Origin of the sequence: Flavobacterium sp. (genome assembly GCF_046153165.1) — a bacterium.
Taxonomy (GTDB): Bacteria; Bacteroidota; Bacteroidia; order Flavobacteriales; family Flavobacteriaceae; genus Flavobacterium.
The window spans coordinates 59,058-78,706 of record NZ_JBJXEN010000074.1 but is presented as its reverse complement, the minus strand read 5'-3'; the positions used below and the strand labels follow the sequence as shown (position 1 = coordinate 78,706).

Here is a 19,649-nt window from a genome sequence, read left to right as displayed (position 1 = left end):
AACAATTAGACAGAATAAAAGCAACTCGTGATACTGAAAAAGTTCAAGATTCACTCAAAAAATTAACACTTTGTGCACAAACTGGCGAAGGTAATTTGCTAGAAATAGCGGTAGAAGCGGCTAGAAACAGAACCACTTTAGGCGAAATTTCAGATGCATTAGAAACCGTTTTCGGACGATACAAAGCACAAATTAAAACATTTAGTGGCGTGTATAGTAAAGAAATAAAAGACGACAAAAGTTTTGAAAAAGCAAAACAACTAGCCGACGAATTCGCCAAAAAAGAAGGCCGTCGTCCTAGAATCATGATTGCAAAAATGGGACAAGACGGACATGATCGAGGTGCAAAAGTAGTCGCTACAGGTTATGCCGATGTTGGTTTTGATGTCGATATAGGTCCTTTATTCCAGACGCCTGCCGAAGCTGCCAAACAAGCCGTAGAAAACGACGTGCATATTTTGGGTGTTTCCTCACTTGCCGCTGGACACAAAACATTGGTTCCTCAAGTGATTGAAGAGCTCAAAAAGTACGGTCGTGAAGACATTATGGTGATTGTGGGTGGTGTAATTCCCGCACAAGATTACCAATATTTGTTTGATGCTGGAGCCGTTGCCGTTTTTGGTCCTGGAACAAAAATTAGTGAAGCTGCAATTAGTATTTTAGAGGTTTTGATAGCCGAATAATATAACACTCAACACCTGACAGGTTTTAAAAACCTGTTAGGTGTAATTTTATAAGCCAATAGATTTTTATGCAAGCCGTACAACCACTAGAGAATGGAAAATATTATCACATATACAATCGAGGTATAAACAGTGATACTATTTTTAAAGAGAATGATAATTATGAGTATTTTCTAAGATTATATGACACACACATTGACCCAATAGCCGAAACTTATGCTTGGTGTTTAATGAAAAATCATTTTCATTTTTTAGTTAGAATAAAAGATATTGATGAGCTGAATACTGAAAAGAAAATCCAACCTTCACAATCTTTTTCAAATTTATTTAATGCATACACGAAAGCTTTTAACAAAAGTTATAACAGACATGGCTCTCTTTTTGAGAGACCTTTTAGAAGAAAAGAAATAAATCATAATAAATATTTTCAGAATGTTATAGCATACATTCATAATAATCCCGTACATCATAATATTTGTGACCATCCTTTAAATTATCCTTGGAGTTCTTATATTACTTGCCTCTCAGATAAACCAACAAAACTTAGAAGGAATGAGGTTATTGAAATATTTGAAGATCTAGAAAATTTCAAATATGTTCATGAGTTAAAAAGTAATGATTTTTCAATTGAAACAATATTAGGAATTTAAATTTTAGTTGAGACAAAATGAACACCTGACAGGTTTTAAAAACCTGTCAGGTGTAGAAACCGAAAAACTAAAATTAGCGAAGCTGCGATTAGTATTTTGGAAGTTTTATTGGCAGATTAAAATAAATAGAAACAAAATAATTATAAAAGCACCGACTGAGAAGTTGGTGTTTTTTTTGTGCTAAATCCTAATGCCACATGATAATTTTAAATACCGAATGAGGTCAACTGTCATCGGGTCAATTGTCCACACAAGCCTAAATTTACAGCATATGAGTTTAAAAGAAAAATTCGGGAATAAAATTAAAACTTTAAGAGAGCAAAAAGGCTATTCTATTGAGTATTTAGCTAATATTTCCAATATAGATAGAACCTATATCTCTGATATCGAAAAAGGAACAAGAAATGTTTCCTTACTCATCATTGAAAAACTTGCAAAAGCATTTGAAATTAAAATCCAAGATTTATTTGATTATGAAGAATCTTAACTTTATAGATTTGTTTGCTGGAGCATCTGGAATGTCTGAAGGTTTCATAAAAGCAGGCTTTAATCCCGTATCTCATATTGAAATGAATCCAGAAGCATGCTTAACTATAAAAACTAGAGCTGCTTATCATTATTTGAAATCAATAAATAACCTTGAATTATATTATAAATATATCAAAGGTGAAGTTCCACAAAGTGAATTGTATCTTCAAATTCCTGAAGAAATTCTAAATTCAGTTATTAATATTGAAATAAATGACGAAACTATTTCTGGAATTTTTAAAACTATTAAAAAATCTGGAAAAGAAATAGATTTAATTATTGGTGGTCCACCATGTCAAGCATATTCTTTATTGAGAAGACATCAAGAAGATATTGAAAAAGACCCAAGAAATAAATTATACATTCAATACGGTAGATTTTTAAAAGAATTTCAACCAAAAGCATTTATTTTTGAAAATGTCCCTGGACTTCTAACAGCTCAAAAAGGAGAACATTTTAAGAATCTTAAAGCTTATTTTAGAAGACTTGGATATGAAGTACATCATGAAACTCTAACAGCTTCTGATTTTGGTGTGATGCAAGCTCGAAAAAGAATTATCATTGTTGGATGGAAAAAAGAAAATGATTTTGGATTTCCAGAATTTGAAAAAATAATTCAAGATTTTAAAGTTAATGATGCTTTTGAAGATTTACCAAAATTAAAACCAGGTGAAGGATTTAAATCAACAAACTATACAACAAGCAAAAACGAATATCTTCAAAAATTTGAATTAAGAAATGGTGTAGATTTTGTCACACAACATATTTCAAGACCTCATAATGATAGAGATTTAGCGATATACAAAACCGCTATTGAAAAATGGAATAAAGGAAAAGAAAGATTACGATATCCTGATTTACCAGAAGAATTAAAAACACACAAAAACGAAACATCCTTTACTGATAGATACAAAGTAGTCGATGGCCTTGGTGTCTCACATACTGTTGTGGCACATATTGCTAAAGATGGACATTATTACATTCATCCAGATGCAAAACAATGTCGCTCTATTTCTGTTCGTGAAGCAGCAAGATTACAATCCTTTCCAGATGATTTTTTCTTTGAAGGTTCACGCTCAGCCGCATTTAAACAAATAGGCAATGCAGTTCCGCCCTTAATGGCGAATGCTATTGCTAAAAAAATGAAAGAATTATTATGTCAGAAGAAAAACTAATTTTAAAATTTGACCCTAATACAATTGAACATTTAGGAATCTCATTATATTCAAAATTACCAAGTGTTTTATCAGAATTAGTGTCCAATTCTTGGGATGCTGATGCAGATATTGTTAAAATTGAGTTTTTAGATAATGATAGTGAAAAAGAGATTATATATAGTGACGACGGGACAGGTATGACTTTCCAAGAATTAAATGAAAAATACTTAGTTATTGGCAGAAATAGAAGAAATGAAATCAACGAAAAACAAAGTATAAAAGGAAGAAAATTTATAGGGAAAAAGGGATTGGGTAAGTTATCAGTGTTTGGAATATCTGATATTGTTGAAGTAATTTCTGTAAGAGATAACGTGAAAAACCATTTTAGGATGGATGTTGCTAAAATAAAAGAAAGCAAAGGCGGTATTTATTCTCCAGAATTAATTTTAGAAAAAAATACACCTACAAACGAAAAAAATGGAACTATAATAAAGTTAAAAAAAATTAGGAGAAAATCTTCTTTTGACCTAAAGAATATTTCAATAAGTCTTTCAAAAAAATTCTTAATTTTTGATAAAATGAAAGTTTCTCTTTTAGAGAAAAACAAAGACAATATAAATGTAACTAATGAGTTAAAATTTGAAGGTTTAAATAATCAGTTTGAATGGTTATTTCCCGACGAAAAACACTTAGATCTTTATGAATATTCGACCGAAGTAAAAGGTAAAATATTTACTACTGAAACACCTATAAAGGACACTGAAATGTCAGGTGTATATTTAGTTTCCAGAGGAAAAATAGTAAATACAGCCAGTTTTTATGGGTTAAGAGATAATGACCAATTTCATACATATGTTACTGGTTATCTAGAAGTAGATTTTATTGATGACTTCGAAGAAGATGTAATTTCAACTGATAGGCATTCATTGAACTGGGAAAATGATAAAACAAGAGAATTACAAAATTATCTTCAAATTATAATTAAAAAAATAGGTAATGAATGGAAAACCAAAAGAAGTAATTCAAAAATTGCAGCTCTAAAAAGCACTAAAGATTTAGATATTTTAGATTGGAGAAACAAGCTGCCTCCATACGAGAGAGAATTAAGCGATAAAATAATCAATCCAATTTTAGAGAATTCAAATATTGATATTGATGAATCTTCAGATATAATTGGTAATATAATTGACAAATTTGAAAATAAGACTTTTAAAGATTATGCATCAAAAATAGCTGATATTTCAAGACCTGAAGATATTCCAATTTTATTACAATTAATGGATGACTGGAAATCAATTGAAGCTAAGCAATATAGAGATTTAGCAATAACACGAATAGAAGTAATAAAACAATTTGAAGAATATATAAATACTAACACTAAAGAAGTCCCTACATTACATAATTTTCTTAAAAAATTCTCTTGGCTACTGGATCCAAGGATTCTAGAATTTAGAGATGAAGTTACGTATACTAAATTATTAAAAGAAAATTATCCAGATGATAACTTAGATATTAAGGATAGAAGAATAGATTTTTTATGCAGTAATGCATTGGGAGAAATTTTATATGTAATAGAAATTAAAAGAAGTAATTTTAAAGTTAATAAAGATGCATTAGAACAAGCGTATGAGTATGGTGCTTTTTTAAAAGATAAGTATTCTTCGGTAAGTGGCTTTTCAAAAGTTGTTTGTTATGTTGTTGGTGGTGAAAAATCTGGAGACAACCTTTATAAGAATAAAGAAAAGACATATGCATCTTCTGGTGAGGTATTTGTTAAAACTTATAGAGAATTATTAGAACAATCAAAGGAATATCATAAAGAATTTATTGAAACATATAATGAACATACAGCGAAGTAAAAGCAATTTAAATCAAAAACTACACAATTTTTTATTTACTATGCATGCATAATAAATATTTTTACTACATTTGAAAATCAAAATAAAAAACTATGAATTTTTCAGCAAAAATGCTTCGTGATAATGCGCTTTCAGACAAAGTAATTGTAGTAACTGGTGGCGGAAGTGGCTTGGGTAAAGCCATGACAAAATATTTTCTAGAATTAGGAGCAAAAGTAGCCATTACTTCTCGTGACTTAGAAAAATTGCAAAATACAGCCAAAGAATTAGAAACCGAAACTGGCGGAAAATGCTTGCCATTGCAATGTGATGTGCGTCATTATGACCAAGTAGAAGCGATGTTGGCCGAGGTTCTAAAAACGTTTGGTCGTGTAGATGTGTTGTTAAACAATGCCGCAGGAAACTTCATCTCTCCTACCGAAAGATTATCGGCAAATGCTTTTGATACCGTAATAGACATCGTGCTAAAAGGTTCAAAAAACTGTACGCTAGCTTTTGGAAAACATTGGATAGATGCCAAACAAACCAATTGTAATGTTTTAAATATTGTAACTACTTATGCTTGGACAGGTTCTGCTTATGTCGTGCCAAGTGCTACAGCAAAAGCTGGTGTTCTTGCTATGACTAGAAGTTTGGCGGTAGAATGGGCAAAATACGGAATACGTATGAACGCTATTGCACCTGGACCATTTCCTACAAAAGGAGCTTGGGACAGATTATTGCCTGGAGATCTTGCCGAAAAATTTGATATGGCTAAGAAAGTGCCTTTAAAACGTGTGGGAGATCACCAAGAATTAGCCAATCTAGCAGCTTATTTGGTTTCCGATTTTTCTGCTTATATTAATGGTGAAGTAGTCGTGATTGATGGTGGTGAATGGCTAAAAGGTGCTGGACAGTTTAATATTTTAGAAGAGATTCCAGCAGAAATGTGGGATATGCTAGAAATGATGATTAAAGCAAAGAAGAATAAATAGAAGTTTTTCAAATTATAAAATAACAAAGTCAGATTAAATTTTTATTCTGACTTTTTTTTATCAAAATAAGTGACTAAAATCAATCGTTTTTAATCCAAAATTTGAGATTTAAAATCTGAAATCTGAAATTTCCAATTTTGTTAACAAATAAGATTTCCTAAACTCATAAAAAATTGTATTTTTACGACTCAAAATTTCAAAAATAAAATGGGTAAAATCATTGCAATTGCTAATCAAAAAGGTGGTGTTGGAAAAACTACAACATCTATAAACTTAGCAGCATCACTAGGTGTTTTAGAACAAAAAGTCTTATTAATTGATGCTGATCCGCAGGCAAATGCCAGTTCTGGATTAGGAATTGATGTAGATAATGTCGAGATTGGAACTTACCAAATCCTCGAACACAGCAATACTCCCGAAGAGGCTATAATAAAAAGTACGGCACCAAATGTGGATGTTATTCCTGCTCATATTGACTTAGTCGCTATTGAAATTGAACTAGTAGATAAGGAAAATAGAGAATATATGTTTAAACAAGCATTAGCTTCTGTTAAAGACAAATACGATTATATCATTATAGATTGTGCGCCATCATTGGGTTTACTAACGTTAAATGCTTTGACTGCTGCCGATTCTGTAGTGATTCCTATTCAGTGCGAATATTTTGCATTGGAAGGTTTAGGAAAATTATTAAACACGATAAAGAGTGTTCAAAAAATACACAATCCTGAATTAGATATTGAAGGTTTGTTACTAACAATGTATGATTCTCGTCTTCGATTATCTAATCAGGTAGTAGAGGAAGTTCAAAAACACTTTAACAATATGGTTTTTGAAACTATTATTCAAAGAAATACTAAGTTGAGTGAAGCACCAAGTTACGGAGAAAGTATCATAAACTATGATGCAACAAGTAAAGGAGCTGCAAATTATTTGAGTTTGGCTCACGAAATTATTAAAAAAAATGCTAAATAATATATGGCACTAGCAAAAAAACAAGCAATGGGTCGTGGTCTTTCCGCTTTATTGAAAGATCCTGAAAATGATATTACCTCTGTTAAAGATAAAAATGCAGATAAAGTTGTTGGAAATATTATCGAATTAGAGTTAGATCTTATCGAAATAAATCCGTTTCAACCTAGAACTAATTTTAATGAAGATTCTTTACAAGAATTGGCTACTTCTATTAGAGAATTAGGTGTTATTCAACCCATTACAGTTCGTAAAACAGAGTTTAACAAATACCAATTAATTTCTGGAGAACGTCGTTTGCGTGCTTCAAAAATTGTGGGTTTAACTACTGTTCCCGCTTATATTCGTTTGGCCGATGATAATGAATCATTAACCATGGCTTTGGTCGAAAATATTCAACGTCATGACTTAGACCCAATCGAAATTGCTTTGTCGTACCAAAGATTAATCGACGAAATTCAACTTACACAAGAACAAATGAGTGATCGTGTAGGTAAAAAACGTTCGACAGTGGCTAATTATTTGCGTTTATTAAAATTAGATCCGATTATTCAAACAGGAATTCGCGACGGATTCATCTCCATGGGACACGGTCGTGCAATTATAAATGTCGAAAATCATGACATTCAAACTGATATTTATCAAAAAATTGTCAGTCAGAACCTTTCCGTTCGTGAAACCGAAGCTTTGGTAAAAAACTACCAAGAAGGATTGAAACCAAAAATGGAATCGACAGTAAAATCATCTTCATTTGAAATTAATGAAAATGAGAAAAAATCATTTAATGATTATTTTGGTACTAAAGTAGATGTAAAAGTAGCTGGAAACGGAAAAGGAAAAATTACAATTCCTTTTCACTCTGAAGAAGATTTTAATAGAATTATTAAACTAATAAAAGGTTAGTGAAAAATTGGTTTTACATAGTGTTTTTTGTCACTGTTTTCGGGAATTTTTCTGGATTTAGCCAAGATGATTTAAAACTAATTGCTTTAGACACTACAACAACAAAAATTAACCCATTAGCACCTGCCAAAGCTGCTTTTTATTCGGCACTTTTACCTGGATTAGGACAAGCGTACAATAAAAAGTACTGGAAAGTACCTATTGTTTTTGCAGCTATTGGAACAGGAATTTATGCTTACTCTTGGAACAAAAAAAAATACACTGAATATCGTGATGCCTACAAAGAGCGATTGCTTTTAGGCACACAAAGTACCGATGCGTTTAATAATCAAAACAATGGTGGCGTATATTTAAGTGAAGCAAAACTAATTGATGCACAAAAACAATTTCAACGTCAAAAAGATTTGTCTTTGCTTGTAACTGTTGCTCTATATATTTTAAATATTGTTGATGCTAATGTTGACGGTCATTTACGCCAATTTAATGTAAATGGAAAATTAACTGTTAGACCCGATATTTATAAAAGTGATACCGACTATACTCAAAATTTAGGTGTAACCATAAATTATAATTTTTAATTATGAAAAAGCTAAATGTATTTGTTATAATTTTTTTTCTAATTGGAGCAATAGTTAGATATAGTTCATCCGAAATCGCTTCATCAATTAGGACAATCGATTTTTTACAAATTTTCACTATCGGATTACTTAGTGGTGTTTTATTAGTTATATTAATAACAAAATTTAAAAATAGAACTTAATGAAAATTGCATTGCTAGGTTACGGCAAAATGGGCAAAGTGATAGAGCGAATTGCTTTAGAACGTGGTCACGAAATTGTATTAAAAAAATCAAGCACATCAAGCTATGAAGGCCTTGAAAATGCAGATGTTGCTATCGATTTTAGTATTCCAGACAGTGCCGTTTGTAACATAAAACAATGTTTTGATACTAATATACCAGTAGTATGTGGTACCACAGGTTGGCTAGAACGTTATAACGAAATCGTTTCGCTTTGTGAGTCCAAAAATGGAAGTTTTATATATGGTTCAAATTTTAGTTTAGGTGTAAATATCTTCTTTGAATTGAATAATTATTTGGCAAAAATGATGTCAAATCTAAAACAATACAAAGTTTCGATGGAAGAAATTCATCACACGCAAAAGTTAGATGCACCAAGTGGAACAGCAATTTCTTTAGCAAAAGATATTATAGATAATTCCGATTATACTAGTTGGACATTAAATAATCCTACAGAAAATGATATTTTAATTGATGCCAAACGAATAGAAAATGTACCTGGAACACACAGCATCTTCTATGATTCTAGTGTAGACCAAATAGAAATAAAACACACTGCTCACAACCGTGAAGGTTTTGCGCTTGGAGCTGTTGTTGCTGCCGAATGGCTTGTTAATAAAAAAGGCGTTTTTACGATGAAAGATGTCTTAAATTTAGGTAATTAGATTGTTAGCCTTATATTACAAATAAACGATTAAACAAATAAACGAATAACCAAATCAACAGATTATGACAATATTACAATGGTTTATCTTTTTCCTAGTACTTCAAGTAGTACATTATTTAGGAACATGGAAATTATACGAAAAAGCAGGTAGAAAATCATGGGAAGCAGCAATTCCTGTGTATAACGCCATAGTTTTAATGAAAATCATCAATCGTCCAACATGGTGGACAGCTTTATTATTTGTACCTATCGTAAACCTAATTATGTTTATCATAGTGTGGGTAGAAACTTTAAGAAGTTTTGGAAAAAACAGTACAAAAGATACTATTCTTGGTGTAGCTACACTTGGTTTTTATATCTATTACATCAATTATTTTGAAAATGTAGAATATAAAAGAGATAGAAGTCTAGTTGCTACTAGCAAATCAGGTGATACTATAAGTTCTTTATTATTTGCTATTATAGTAGCAACTTTAGTACATGGTTATGTATTGCAGCCGTTTAACATCCCAACTTCTTCTTTAGAAAAATCTTTATTAGTTGGTGATTTCTTATTTGTGAGCAAATTTCATTACGGAGCAAGAACACCTAAAACAGCGATTGCCTTACCAATGGTTCATGATAGTATTCCATTTATTAAAACTAAATCATACCTAAACTTTCCGCAATTACCATCATTTAGATTTCCTGGATTACAAGCTATAAAACGCAATGATATTGTCGTTTTCAACTGGCCAGCAGATACAGTTTATATGTTCCGTGATCCTTCAGGAAGACACATAGACAAACCTCTTGATAAACGATCAAATTATGTAAAACGTTGTCAAGGTATTCCTGGTGATAATCTATCGATAAAAAATGGTGATGTTTATATTAATAATAAAAGATTAATTCTTCCAGAAAGAGCAAAACCACAGTATTCTTATACAATTATTACTGATGGTTCTAATTTGGATGCAAAATATATAATTGAAGATTTACAAATCACAGATGGAATATATCCAACTGGTCCAAACAAATATGTATTTGCAGCAGTTACAGAAGATGCAGCGAAAAAACTTAAACAAATTCCTGCTATAAAATCTATCGTAAGAAATAACAGTACAGAACCTGATCATAGGCTTTTTCCACACAATCAAAATTGGAGTCAAGATAATTATGGTCCTATTTATATTCCGGAAGCGGGGAAAACAGTAGCACTAAACAAAGAATCTTTACCTTTTTATAGAAGATTAATTACTGTTTATGAAGGAAATAAATTAGAAGAAAAAGGAGGTCAAATATATATAAATGACAAACCCGTAGTAAACTATACATTTCAACAAGATTATTACTGGATGATGGGAGACAATCGTCACAACTCAGAAGATAGTCGTTATTGGGGATTTGTACCGTTTGATCACGTAGTGGGAAAACCAGTATTTATTTGGTTTAGTTTAGATCCTAATTTACCATGGTCTCAAGCCTTAGATAAAATTCGTTGGAATAGATTGTTTTGTACTGTTGGAGGAGACGGGCAACCAACTTCTTACTTCAAATATTTCTTAATACTTTTAGTAGGCTGGTTTGGATTCGATTTCTTTAGAAAAAGAAAAAAAGCATAATTCGGTTATTTGTTTAATAGTTTAATCTGAAATGTGTTTAGTTAGATTAAACTATTAAATAAAAAACAAATAACCAAATCCACAAATAACCGAATGAACATATTACTACACCCAACCTATTTTCCATCTATAAGTCATTTTGTGGCAATGGCAAAAGCTGATACTGTTACGCTTGAAATGGAAGATAATTTCCAGAAACAGACGAACAGAAACAGAATGTATTTGTATAGTCCAAATGGATCTTTTATGCTGAATATTCCTGTGAAAAACTCGAATAGCAAGCAAATGACTAAAGATGTAAAGCTAGAAACGGCTTTCGATTGGCAAAAACAACATTTCAAGACACTAGAAGCTTCCTACAGAAATTCTCCTTTTTTCGAGTATTATGAAGATGCGCTAATGCCAATTTTTACAAAAAAACATACTTTTTTGATGGATTTAAATATTGAAACCATAGAAATTGTATCAAAATGTTTAAAGCTTGATTTTGCACCACAAAAAACAATAGAGTATTTTCATGAAGCTAATGGTTTAAATGATTTTCGCGTTTTAGCAAACGGAAAAAAAGATACTAATACTTTCGATTCTTACACACAAGTATTCCAAGAAAAACAGGGTTTTATAAACAATTTAAGCATTCTAGATTTGCTGTTTAACGAAGGACGATTTGCATTAGATTATTTAAAAAATCAAACGTTGCAACTTTAGTCAATAGACAATCTTGTCATTACTGGAAGATGATCTGAGTTTACAAAATCAGGGAAATTAGTGAATTTTTTTACATGCATTTTGCTGTCGGCAAAAATATAATCTATACGTGCAGGATAATATCTGAAACTATATGTTTGTCCGAAGCCTTTTCCTGCTTCTTCAAAACAATCTTGCATATTCCCTTTTATACTTCGATAAACATAAGAAAAGGCACTGTTATTCATGTCACCACAAATTACAATTGGGTATTTGCATGATTTTTTATGATTCATAATAATCTCACCTTGTTGCTGTTGCTTTTTAAAAGCTTCACTAATTCTATTAAAAATAATTTGAGATTTTTCTTTATTTATTCCTTCTACGTTTTCATTAATTTCTTTAACATCGGGAGAAATTTTAATAGACTGTAAATGGATATTATAAAATCTCACTAAGTCTTTTCCAATTTTGATATCTGCAAAAATGGCGTTATTATTAGATTCTGGAAAAACCAATTCTCCTTCGTTTACAATGGGAAATTTAGAAAAAATAGCTTGTCCAGTTCGTATTTTATTTCCGTGCATGAATATCGCTCGGTATGGATATATTTTTAAATCAATTTTAGCAGAAGCAGAAGTCGAATATTCCTGAATACTCAATACATCTGGGTTGTTTTCGTTTACAAAATGCAAAATATCTTGCGCTACGTTATCTCGTGGAATCCAATTAAAAAGATTTAGCAATCGGACATTATAACTCATAACAACAAAATCTTTATCGGAGGTCTCTATATCTTTTGAAGAAAATTTATAAAATTTATTAACGAAGGTAATCCCTAAAATAAGAACCAATCCAGACAAAATCATTTGTCTTTTAAATTGCATAAACCAATACACAAAAAACAAACCATTAAGTATTAAAAAAAAAGGTAGTATTAGTGTAAGTACTGATAAAAATGGAAACCAATTAGGTGCCAAAAATGGTAAAAAATAAGCAAGGAAAGTCAATATAGTTAAAACTATATTACAAAAAAAAGCTAATTTATTAAACCAAGAGAGGTTCTTCATCTTCTTACTTTATTGAATTCCAGTACAAATAAACGATTTTTTTGTCAGAAATTTCGAATCTTATTTCCCTGCTTTAAATAAAAACTCTTTTTCGTCAACAGTCAAACTATCATAACCTGATTTACTAATCTTGTCTAGAATTTCGTCTATTTGTTGTTGGGTTTTGTCTTTTGTTACAATTTTGCTCGCTGTTTTAACAACGTTTATAGGTTTTGGGTTGCGATGTACTTTTTTAAATGGTGTTGCTTTTTTTGATGAAAACAAATTGGAGAACCAATTGATTATTGCATTAAATCCACTAGTTAAATCGGTTCCGTTTTGCAAAAATTTAACCCAAATAAACCCAAACAAAGCACCGCCAAGATGTGCAAGATGTCCACCAGTATTTTCTAGAGGCAATTGAATTAAATCGACAACCAAATACAATATCGCAATATGCCAAAGCTTGACAGAACCTAACAACGCTAAACGAATATCCATAAAAGGTTGGTAAGTCATTGTCGCAAAAAGAATTGCCATAATAGATGCTGAAGCACCTACTAGAAGTGTGTTTTGATTAGATAATGATGGCAAGAAAGTATAACAAACTAAGTATATAATTCCTGCAAATAGGCTACCCAAAACATACAAACCAAATAATTGTTTTTGCGTAAAAAACGTAACAAACAATCTTCCTGCAAAATGAAGCATTATCATATTAAAAACCAAATGCAAAATACCGCCGTGAAAAAAAGCATAAGAAATAATTGTCCAAGGTTGCAATACTAAATCGCTAAAATGATTGGACAAGGCTACATAATTAAAATAATTAATATTAATATGGAACAATTGTAAAATAGCAAATACTATTTCGGGAATAGCAAATAGCAATAGATTCCAAAAAATTAATTTGGTAGCCATATCGCCATTTTTATATTGCAGTTTTAAATCGTCTAAAATATTCATTTTTATTTTTTGAAATTACTAATTAGTACTTTAGTTCCAACGTTTGTTATTAAAAGAGTTTTTCTTCCAATACCACATGATAATAAAACCTATTAATGCACCACCAACATGGGCAAAATGGGCTATCCCTCCTCCAAAAATCGAATAACCTGTTAACCCTGAAAATAAATCTAGACCAACCAAAACTGGAACAAAATATTTTGCTTTTATAGGAACTGGAATAAACATTAGTGCTAATTCTGCATTTGGAAACATAAAAGCAAAAGCTATCAATAATCCGTAAATAGCACCTGAAGCACCTACAGCTGGAACAGAAAATGAAGATATTAAATTGTCAAATTGTGAAGTTGATAAAACCTCTTGCCAAGAAGTGTCGTATTTCCCCTCAACTAAAATCCTTAAAACATCTGGAACTTTATTTCCATTTATTTCTAGAATATTTAAACTATCATGAAAATAATAATAATTCATTCCTGAATGTACTAAAGCAGCTCCCAATCCACATGAAAAATAAAAAAATAAAAACTTTTTGCTTCCCCAAATATTTTCTAATAAACTACCGAAAGAAACTAAAGCAAACATATTAAAAGCAATATGCATCAAACTACCATGCATGAACATGTGTGTAATAGGTTGCCAAAACTTAAAATTTGGATTTTCAAAATAATACAAAGCTAAAAGTTTCTCGGCATTTGGCACAGCCATACTTCCAAGAAAAAATATAATATTAATTATCAGTAACTGTTTAACTACTGGTGTCATATTGTTCATCATATACTAAATTTTTTATCTAAATCTTCTACACTTAGCGTGATAAAAGTTGTTTTATTAAAAGGAGAAACTGTTGCTTCTTTACACGCAAATAAATTATTTACTAGGTTTACTTGTGCTTCTTCGGTAAGATAAGTTCCTGTTTTTACACTCAAACTTCTTGCCATACTTTTTGCCATACTATCCATTTGGCTAAAACTACTATCTGGAACTTCTTCTTGCAAATCGCTTACTAATTGCTCTAAAACTATTGAAGCTTCACTTTCAGAAACCGTAACTGGTAATCCCGAAATAACAATCGAGTCATTATTTATGGATTCAAAAACAAAACCAGTACTTTCTAGCGATTGTTGTATCACTTGTATTAATGCGATTTCGTTTCCTGAAAAGTATAAAGTTATCGGAAATAATAATTGTTGACTATTGGCTTGATGAATTGTGATATTGGTTAAAAATTGTTCATACAAAATACGTTGGTGCGCTCTTTGCTGATCTATAATTAACATTCCTGATTTTATAGGATTTACAATGTATTTTTTATGAATTTGATAGGTTGTTGTTGGTGCTTTTTCTACCTCCGAATCAGAAAATAAAGAACTTGTAACTGTTTCCGATTCAAAACTCATCTCGCCAATATCTATCGATTTTGTATCTAAACCAACATATAAACTTTCCCAATGTGGCAAGTTCTCTGTTTTTGGTTTATACCTAAAGTTAGATTGTTTTTTTTCTTCTTGAAATGGATTAAAATTACTATCTACCTGAATTGTTGGCGTTTCTGCCTCTTTATTTTGGTAACTATAAGGTGTATCTAGATTAAAATCTCTTTCGAAATCTAAAACTGGAGCGACATTAAATTGTCCCAAACTATGTTTCGCTGCCGAACGTAAAATAGCGTATAAAGCTTGTTCGTCATCAAATTTAATTTCTGTTTTTGTGGGATGAATATTAATATCAATAGTATGTGGAGGTACATTCAAATACAAAAAGTAACTTGGTTGTGCTCCGTCGCGAAGTAAACCTTCGTATGCATTCATAATAGCATGATGCAAATAGCCACTTTTTATAAATCGATCATTTACAAAAAAGAATTGTTCCCCTTTACTTTTTTTAGCAAATTCTGGCTTTCCTATAAATCCTTGTATCGATAAAATATCGGTAGTCTCCTGAATTGGAACCAATTTCTCATTGGTTTTACCCGAAAATATATTTACAATTCGCTGTCTCGCATTCGATTGTGGCAAATTAAACAATTCGCTTCCGTTATGATAAAAAGTAAAATGTATGTTATGATGTGCCAAAGCTACACGTTGAAATTCATCGATAATATGACGCAATTCAACAATATCCGATTTTAAAAAATTACGTCTCGCAGGAATATTAAAAAATAAATTTTTGACTAAAAATGAAGTTCCTTTGGGCAAAACAGCCACATCTTGAGATACAAATTTACTTCCTTCAATAATAATATGAGTACCTAATTCTTCTTGATCTTGCTTGGTTTTCATCTCTACATGAGCAATGGCAGCAATAGATGCCAAAGCTTCTCCACGAAAACCTTTAGTATGCAAATCAAACAAATCTTCTGCTTGACGAATTTTTGAAGTAGCATGACGTTCGAAACACAATCTCGCATCAGTAACCGACATTCCTTTACCGTTATCGATCACTTGAACCAATACTTTCCCTGCTTCTTTACAAATTAGTTTAATATCGCTTGCTCCTGCATCGATAGCATTTTCCAACAATTCTTTGACCACTGATGCAGGTCGTTGAACGACTTCTCCAGCAGCAATCTGATTGGCAACATGATCAGGAAGTAATTGTATTATACTTGACACTATTGAATTTTAGGTTTTGAGTTATTAAGTAAGGTATTGGTTTAAAAACCATCGCTTACAAATTTAAGGAAAAGGTTTTGGATTTTGTTCCTAAAGGTTTCTTAAAAAAGAAAAAACCTACTAAAATATCTAGTAGGTTTTCTTATTTTGTAATTTATATAATTTACTCCTCAATCTTCAAAGGCAAACCTTCTATTTGTAACTGATTTGCACTTAATAATTTTTCACTTTGAAACTGATGTCCCAAATTAGCTTGTTGTCTCAAATAAGCCATCTTTATTGCTGCAATTGCAGCTTCGGTACCTTTGTTTCCGTGTATTCCTCCACTTCTATCAATAGATTGTTGCTCGGTATTATCAGTTAGCAAACAAAAAATAGTAGGAACGTCAGACAAAACATTTAAATCTTTTACACCTTGTGTCACGCCTTCGCAAACAAACTCAAAATGCATTGTTTCTCCTTTTATCACACAACCTATTGTGATTACTACATCAGGTTTTTGTGTTTCAATCATTTTTTTTGCTCCGTAAACAAGCTCAAAGCTTCCCGGAACATTCCAACGGATGATATTTTTGTGCAACGCACCACAATCAGTTAACGCTTCAATTACACCCGAATATAATCCTTCGGTAATATGATCGTTCCATTCTGAAACAACAATCCCAAACCGAAAATCTTTCGCGTTTGGGATTGTGTTTTTATCGTAATTAGATAAATTTTTATTTGCTGTAGCCATCTTTATTTAAGATTGCAGATTAAGGTTTAAAATTTCAGAAAAATCTGGAATCTAAAGCCTAAATCTAAATTTATTGTGCCATTCCAATTAAAGCATCTATATTTTGAGCTTCCGGAGTTGCTTCAAAATTGTCTTTAATATCTGTGAAATATTTTAATGCATCTGCTTTTTTACCTAAAGACATGGATGTTTGACCTGCTTTTAGTAAAAAACGTGGTGTAGTCACATCATTTTTGTTACTTTCTGCTGCTTTTATATAAAACTCTAAAGCTTGTTCTGGTTTTTTTAATTCAGAATAAGCATCTCCTGTTGCTCCAAGTGCTATAGCATTTGTAAAAGCATCATCTGATTTAAAATTTGCTAAATGATCTATTGCTTTTTGATATTGTTTTGTATTTAACAAAGCCATTCCTGCATAGTATTCTGCTAAGTTTCCAGCATCAGTTCCTGAATGAGATTTGATAATATCAAGAAAACCTTGTTTTCCATCTCCTCCATTTAGAGCTAAGTTATACAATGAATCGCTTGCAGTTCCTTCTACAGCTTTCTTAAAATACTGTTGTGCTTGGAACATATCACTTGCAGCTTCACTTTCTTTTGGTCCAGAAATAAATTTATTATACAATAAATATCCTGCTGTAAGCAACGCAATACCACCTACAATAGATAAAATGATATTCTGGTTTTTTGCTACAAATTCTTCTGTTCTAGAAGCAGTTTCGTCTAATGTATTAAAAACACCCGCAGTTGCGCTGTCTTTTTCATCAATATTGATTGCATTTTCAATATCATTTACGTCAGTTTCTACTTTTTCTTCTTCAGGTTTTGGAGCTTTATATCCTCTTTTATTATAAGTTGCCATTTATAGTTTAATTTAATGAGTTGCAAAAATAAAATTTTTATTCATAAATAAAAGATGTTTTACGGTTATTTTTAATAATTTGCAATCCTAATTGAAATGTCCCACAATATATAGTCTAAAAAGGACATTTCTACCTATTATATGTATCTAAAAAAAATCTCTTTATTTAATTTTAAAAATTTTAACGACGCTAGTTTCGAATTTGAACATAAAATAAATTGTTTCGTAGGGAAAAACGGCGTTGGAAAAACAAATGTACTCGATGCAATTTATCATTTATCGTTCGGCAAAAGTTATTTTAACACATTGGCTGTTCAAAATATAAAACATGATGAGGATTTTTTTGTAATTGACGGCGAATTCGAAAAACAAGAAAGAACCGAAAATATTCTTTGCAGTTTGAAAAAAGGGCAAAAGAAAATTCTGAAACGCAACGGAAAAATATATGAGAAATTTTCTGATCATTTGGGTTTTATTCCATTGGTAATTATTTCTCCAACTGATGCTGATTTAATTCGAGAAGGAAGCGAAACGAGAAGAAAATTTATTGACAGCGTAATTTCTCAATTAGACAATCAATATCTACAAGAATTAATTTTGTATCAAAAAGTATTAAGTCAGCGTAATGCATTACTCAAATATTTTGCAGTAAATCGTGTTTTCGAAACTGGAACTTTAGATATTTATAATGAACAATTGAATGATTTAGGAAAAAATATTTTCAAAAAAAGAAAACAATTTTTAAACGATTTTATTCCCATTTTCAATTCATTTTATCAAAGTATTTCTAATTCAGCCGAAACGGTGCAATTAGAATATGAAAGTCAGTTAGAAAATCAAGATTTATTATCTCTTTTACAAGAAAACATAAGTAAAGACAGAGCTTTACAATATACAAGTGTTGGAATTCATAAAGATGATTTATCCTTTAATATCGAGCATTATCCTATTAAGAAATTTGGTTCACAAGGACAACAAAAATCTTTTTTAATTGCTTTAAAATTAGCTCAGTTTGAGTTTGTAAAAAAACAAAGTGGAGAGAAACCTATTTTACTTTTCGATGATATTTTTGACAAACTAGACGAAACTCGTGTCGAAAAAATTGTAGCTATGGTAAATAATGATGATTTTGGTCAATTATTCATTTCCGACACACATTCCGAGCGAACAGAAAATATTGTAAAAATGACTCATCAGAGTTATAAAATATTTAATCTTTAATTGTTATATTAGCTAAAAAATTTAAAATGAAAAAAATAATTTCTATTCTACTTATCAGCTTACTTTTTACAAGTTGTAAAGGGCAAACTTCAAAAGCAATACAAACCATCGACGTAAAAGCTTTTGCAGAAAAACTACAAACGACCGAAAACCCTCAATTACTCGATGTTAGAACACCCGAAGAGTATGCTGTAGAACATATTGGAAATGCAACAAATGTAAACTGGAACGGAAGCGATTTTGTAGCTAAAGCCAGTAATTATGACAAAACAAAACCTGTTTTTGTATACTGTAAAGTGGGTGGAAGAAGCGGTCAAGCAGCTAAAAAACTAGCAGAATTAGGATTTACAACCATATACAACCTAGATGGTGGTATTATGAAATGGAACGCTAGCGGCATGGCCAAACCAAGTGACAAAATTATAGGAATGTGTGATCAAGAATTTAAGGAATTATTAAAATCTGACAAAAAAGTAATGATTAATTTTTATGCTGAATGGTGTGCTCCTTGCAAAAAAATGGGCCCATACATCATCAAAATGCAAGAAGAAATGAAAGGCAAAATAAATATCGTAAGATTAGATGCAGATAAAAATAAAACTCTTGTAGATGCTCTAAAACTAGATAGTTTACCTGTAATCATACTTTATGAAAACGGTAAAGAAGTATGGAGAAATGTCGGTTATATTACTGAAGAAGATTTAACAAAACATTTATAAA

General features: G+C 31.0%; 20 protein-coding genes. 14 read left to right on the top strand and 6 right to left on the bottom strand.

Annotated elements, in window-relative coordinates:
- The 12 genes from ACKVOV_RS08785 to ACKVOV_RS08730 all read left to right on the top strand — a co-directional run.
- A partial coding sequence (locus ACKVOV_RS08785) for a methylmalonyl-CoA mutase family protein (RefSeq protein WP_409206387.1) occupies window positions 1-683 on the top strand: 683 nt, incomplete at its 5' end.
- A gap of 68 nt (window positions 684-751) precedes the next feature.
- A complete protein-coding gene (locus ACKVOV_RS08780) occupies window positions 752-1,333 on the top strand; it encodes a transposase (protein ID WP_409206386.1) in 582 nt (193 codons plus the stop codon).
- Between the two features lie 271 nt (window positions 1,334-1,604).
- On the top strand, window positions 1,605-1,820 hold the full coding sequence (locus ACKVOV_RS08775) for a helix-turn-helix domain-containing protein (protein WP_409206385.1): 216 nt from the start codon (window positions 1,605-1,607) through the stop codon (window positions 1,818-1,820).
- Window positions 1,807-3,036, top strand: coding sequence for a DNA cytosine methyltransferase (locus ACKVOV_RS08770; RefSeq protein WP_409206384.1), 1,230 nt, complete (start codon window positions 1,807-1,809; stop codon window positions 3,034-3,036). The genes ACKVOV_RS08775 and ACKVOV_RS08770 overlap by 14 nt, the downstream gene beginning before the upstream one ends.
- A complete protein-coding gene (locus ACKVOV_RS08765; RefSeq protein WP_409206383.1) occupies window positions 3,018-4,877 on the top strand; it encodes an ATP-binding protein in 1,860 nt (619 codons plus the stop codon). The genes ACKVOV_RS08770 and ACKVOV_RS08765 overlap by 19 nt, the downstream gene beginning before the upstream one ends.
- Window positions 4,878-4,969: 92 nt before the next feature.
- The gene (locus ACKVOV_RS08760) at window positions 4,970-5,851 is read left to right on the top strand and encodes an SDR family oxidoreductase (protein WP_409206382.1); all 882 of its coding nucleotides are present in this window, start codon (window positions 4,970-4,972) and stop codon (window positions 5,849-5,851) included.
- 207 nt (window positions 5,852-6,058) lie between these two features.
- Complete coding sequence (locus ACKVOV_RS08755) at window positions 6,059-6,826, top strand: ParA family protein (protein WP_409206381.1); 768 nt, start codon at window positions 6,059-6,061, stop codon at window positions 6,824-6,826.
- A 3-nt stretch (window positions 6,827-6,829) separates the two neighbouring features.
- Window positions 6,830-7,726: a ParB/RepB/Spo0J family partition protein gene (locus ACKVOV_RS08750; protein ID WP_409206380.1), complete on the top strand. Its 897-nt coding sequence runs from the start codon at window positions 6,830-6,832 to the stop codon at window positions 7,724-7,726.
- Window positions 7,726-8,304 carry a DUF5683 domain-containing protein gene (locus ACKVOV_RS08745; RefSeq protein ID WP_409206379.1) on the top strand — a complete coding sequence of 193 codons (579 nt, stop codon included), beginning with the start codon at window positions 7,726-7,728 and terminating at the stop codon, window positions 8,302-8,304. The genes ACKVOV_RS08750 and ACKVOV_RS08745 overlap by 1 nt, the downstream gene beginning before the upstream one ends.
- A gap of 181 nt (window positions 8,305-8,485) precedes the next feature.
- Entirely contained in the window at window positions 8,486-9,190 is a 705-nt protein-coding gene (gene dapB / locus ACKVOV_RS08740; RefSeq protein ID WP_409206378.1) for a 4-hydroxy-tetrahydrodipicolinate reductase, read from the top strand.
- Window positions 9,191-9,254: 64 nt separating this feature from the next.
- Entirely contained in the window at window positions 9,255-10,796 is a 1,542-nt protein-coding gene (gene lepB, locus ACKVOV_RS08735; RefSeq protein ID WP_409206377.1) for a signal peptidase I, read from the top strand.
- A 93-nt stretch (window positions 10,797-10,889) separates the two neighbouring features.
- Window positions 10,890-11,504 (top strand): WbqC family protein, encoded by a 615-nt coding sequence (locus ACKVOV_RS08730; RefSeq protein ID WP_409206376.1) that lies wholly within the window; start codon window positions 10,890-10,892, stop codon window positions 11,502-11,504.
- Here ACKVOV_RS08730 and ACKVOV_RS08725 read toward each other — a convergent pair.
- The 6 genes from ACKVOV_RS08725 to ACKVOV_RS08700 form a co-directional block, all read right to left on the bottom strand.
- Entirely contained in the window at window positions 11,501-12,553 is a 1,053-nt protein-coding gene (locus tag ACKVOV_RS08725) for an endonuclease/exonuclease/phosphatase family protein (protein WP_409206375.1), read from the bottom strand. The genes ACKVOV_RS08730 and ACKVOV_RS08725 overlap by 4 nt on opposite strands.
- Window positions 12,554-12,613: 60 nt before the next feature.
- Complete coding sequence (locus tag ACKVOV_RS08720) at window positions 12,614-13,498, bottom strand: rhomboid family intramembrane serine protease (protein ID WP_409206374.1); 885 nt, start codon at window positions 13,496-13,498, stop codon at window positions 12,614-12,616.
- Window positions 13,499-13,528: 30 nt separating this feature from the next.
- Window positions 13,529-14,269 (bottom strand): rhomboid family intramembrane serine protease, encoded by a 741-nt coding sequence (locus ACKVOV_RS08715; protein ID WP_409206388.1) that lies wholly within the window; start codon window positions 14,267-14,269, stop codon window positions 13,529-13,531.
- Entirely contained in the window at window positions 14,269-16,110 is a 1,842-nt protein-coding gene (mutL, locus tag ACKVOV_RS08710) for a DNA mismatch repair endonuclease MutL (RefSeq protein WP_409206373.1), read from the bottom strand. Before mutL ends, ACKVOV_RS08715 begins: the two co-directional genes overlap by 1 nt.
- A 163-nt stretch (window positions 16,111-16,273) precedes the next feature.
- A complete protein-coding gene (gene ribH, locus ACKVOV_RS08705; RefSeq protein ID WP_409206372.1) occupies window positions 16,274-16,846 on the bottom strand; it encodes a 6,7-dimethyl-8-ribityllumazine synthase in 573 nt (190 codons plus the stop codon).
- Window positions 16,847-16,916: 70 nt separating this feature from the next.
- On the bottom strand, window positions 16,917-17,708 hold the full coding sequence (locus ACKVOV_RS08700; RefSeq protein WP_409206371.1) for a tetratricopeptide repeat protein: 792 nt from the start codon (window positions 17,706-17,708) through the stop codon (window positions 16,917-16,919).
- A 141-nt stretch (window positions 17,709-17,849) separates the two neighbouring features.
- On the opposite strand from ACKVOV_RS08700, the gene recF reads away from it, so the two are divergent.
- The gene (recF, locus tag ACKVOV_RS08695) at window positions 17,850-18,929 is read left to right on the top strand and encodes a DNA replication/repair protein RecF (protein WP_409206370.1); all 1,080 of its coding nucleotides are present in this window, start codon (window positions 17,850-17,852) and stop codon (window positions 18,927-18,929) included.
- Window positions 18,930-18,955: 26 nt separating this feature from the next.
- Window positions 18,956-19,648 (top strand): thioredoxin domain-containing protein, encoded by a 693-nt coding sequence (locus tag ACKVOV_RS08690; RefSeq protein ID WP_409206369.1) that lies wholly within the window; start codon window positions 18,956-18,958, stop codon window positions 19,646-19,648.
- The last annotated feature ends 1 nt before the right edge of the window (window position 19,649 follow it).

Bases quoted from the DNA above. Each gene is read 5' to 3' on its own strand.
- ACKVOV_RS08780 (WP_409206386.1), top strand. From the start codon at position 752: ATGCAAGCCGTACAACCACTAGAGAATGGAAAATATTATCACATATAC.
- ACKVOV_RS08775 (WP_409206385.1), top strand. From the start codon at position 1,605: ATGAGTTTAAAAGAAAAATTCGGGAATAAAATTAAAACTTTAAGAGAG.
- ACKVOV_RS08770 (WP_409206384.1), top strand. From the start codon at position 1,807: ATGAAGAATCTTAACTTTATAGATTTGTTTGCTGGAGCATCTGGAATG.
- ACKVOV_RS08765 (WP_409206383.1), top strand. From the start codon at position 3,018: ATGTCAGAAGAAAAACTAATTTTAAAATTTGACCCTAATACAATTGAA.
- ACKVOV_RS08760 (WP_409206382.1), top strand. From the start codon at position 4,970: ATGAATTTTTCAGCAAAAATGCTTCGTGATAATGCGCTTTCAGACAAA.
- ACKVOV_RS08755 (WP_409206381.1), top strand. From the start codon at position 6,059: ATGGGTAAAATCATTGCAATTGCTAATCAAAAAGGTGGTGTTGGAAAA.
- ACKVOV_RS08750 (WP_409206380.1), top strand. From the start codon at position 6,830: ATGGCACTAGCAAAAAAACAAGCAATGGGTCGTGGTCTTTCCGCTTTA.
- dapB (WP_409206378.1), top strand. From the start codon at position 8,486: ATGAAAATTGCATTGCTAGGTTACGGCAAAATGGGCAAAGTGATAGAG.
- lepB (WP_409206377.1), top strand. From the start codon at position 9,255: ATGACAATATTACAATGGTTTATCTTTTTCCTAGTACTTCAAGTAGTA.
- ACKVOV_RS08730 (WP_409206376.1), top strand. From the start codon at position 10,890: ATGAACATATTACTACACCCAACCTATTTTCCATCTATAAGTCATTTT.
- ACKVOV_RS08725 (WP_409206375.1), bottom strand. From the start codon at position 12,553: ATGAAGAACCTCTCTTGGTTTAATAAATTAGCTTTTTTTTGTAATATA.
- ACKVOV_RS08720 (WP_409206374.1), bottom strand. From the start codon at position 13,498: ATGAATATTTTAGACGATTTAAAACTGCAATATAAAAATGGCGATATG.
- ACKVOV_RS08715 (WP_409206388.1), bottom strand. From the start codon at position 14,269: ATGAACAATATGACACCAGTAGTTAAACAGTTACTGATAATTAATATT.
- ribH (WP_409206372.1), bottom strand. From the start codon at position 16,846: ATGGCTACAGCAAATAAAAATTTATCTAATTACGATAAAAACACAATC.
- ACKVOV_RS08700 (WP_409206371.1), bottom strand. From the start codon at position 17,708: ATGGCAACTTATAATAAAAGAGGATATAAAGCTCCAAAACCTGAAGAA.
- recF (WP_409206370.1), top strand. From the start codon at position 17,850: ATGTATCTAAAAAAAATCTCTTTATTTAATTTTAAAAATTTTAACGAC.
- ACKVOV_RS08690 (WP_409206369.1), top strand. From the start codon at position 18,956: ATGAAAAAAATAATTTCTATTCTACTTATCAGCTTACTTTTTACAAGT.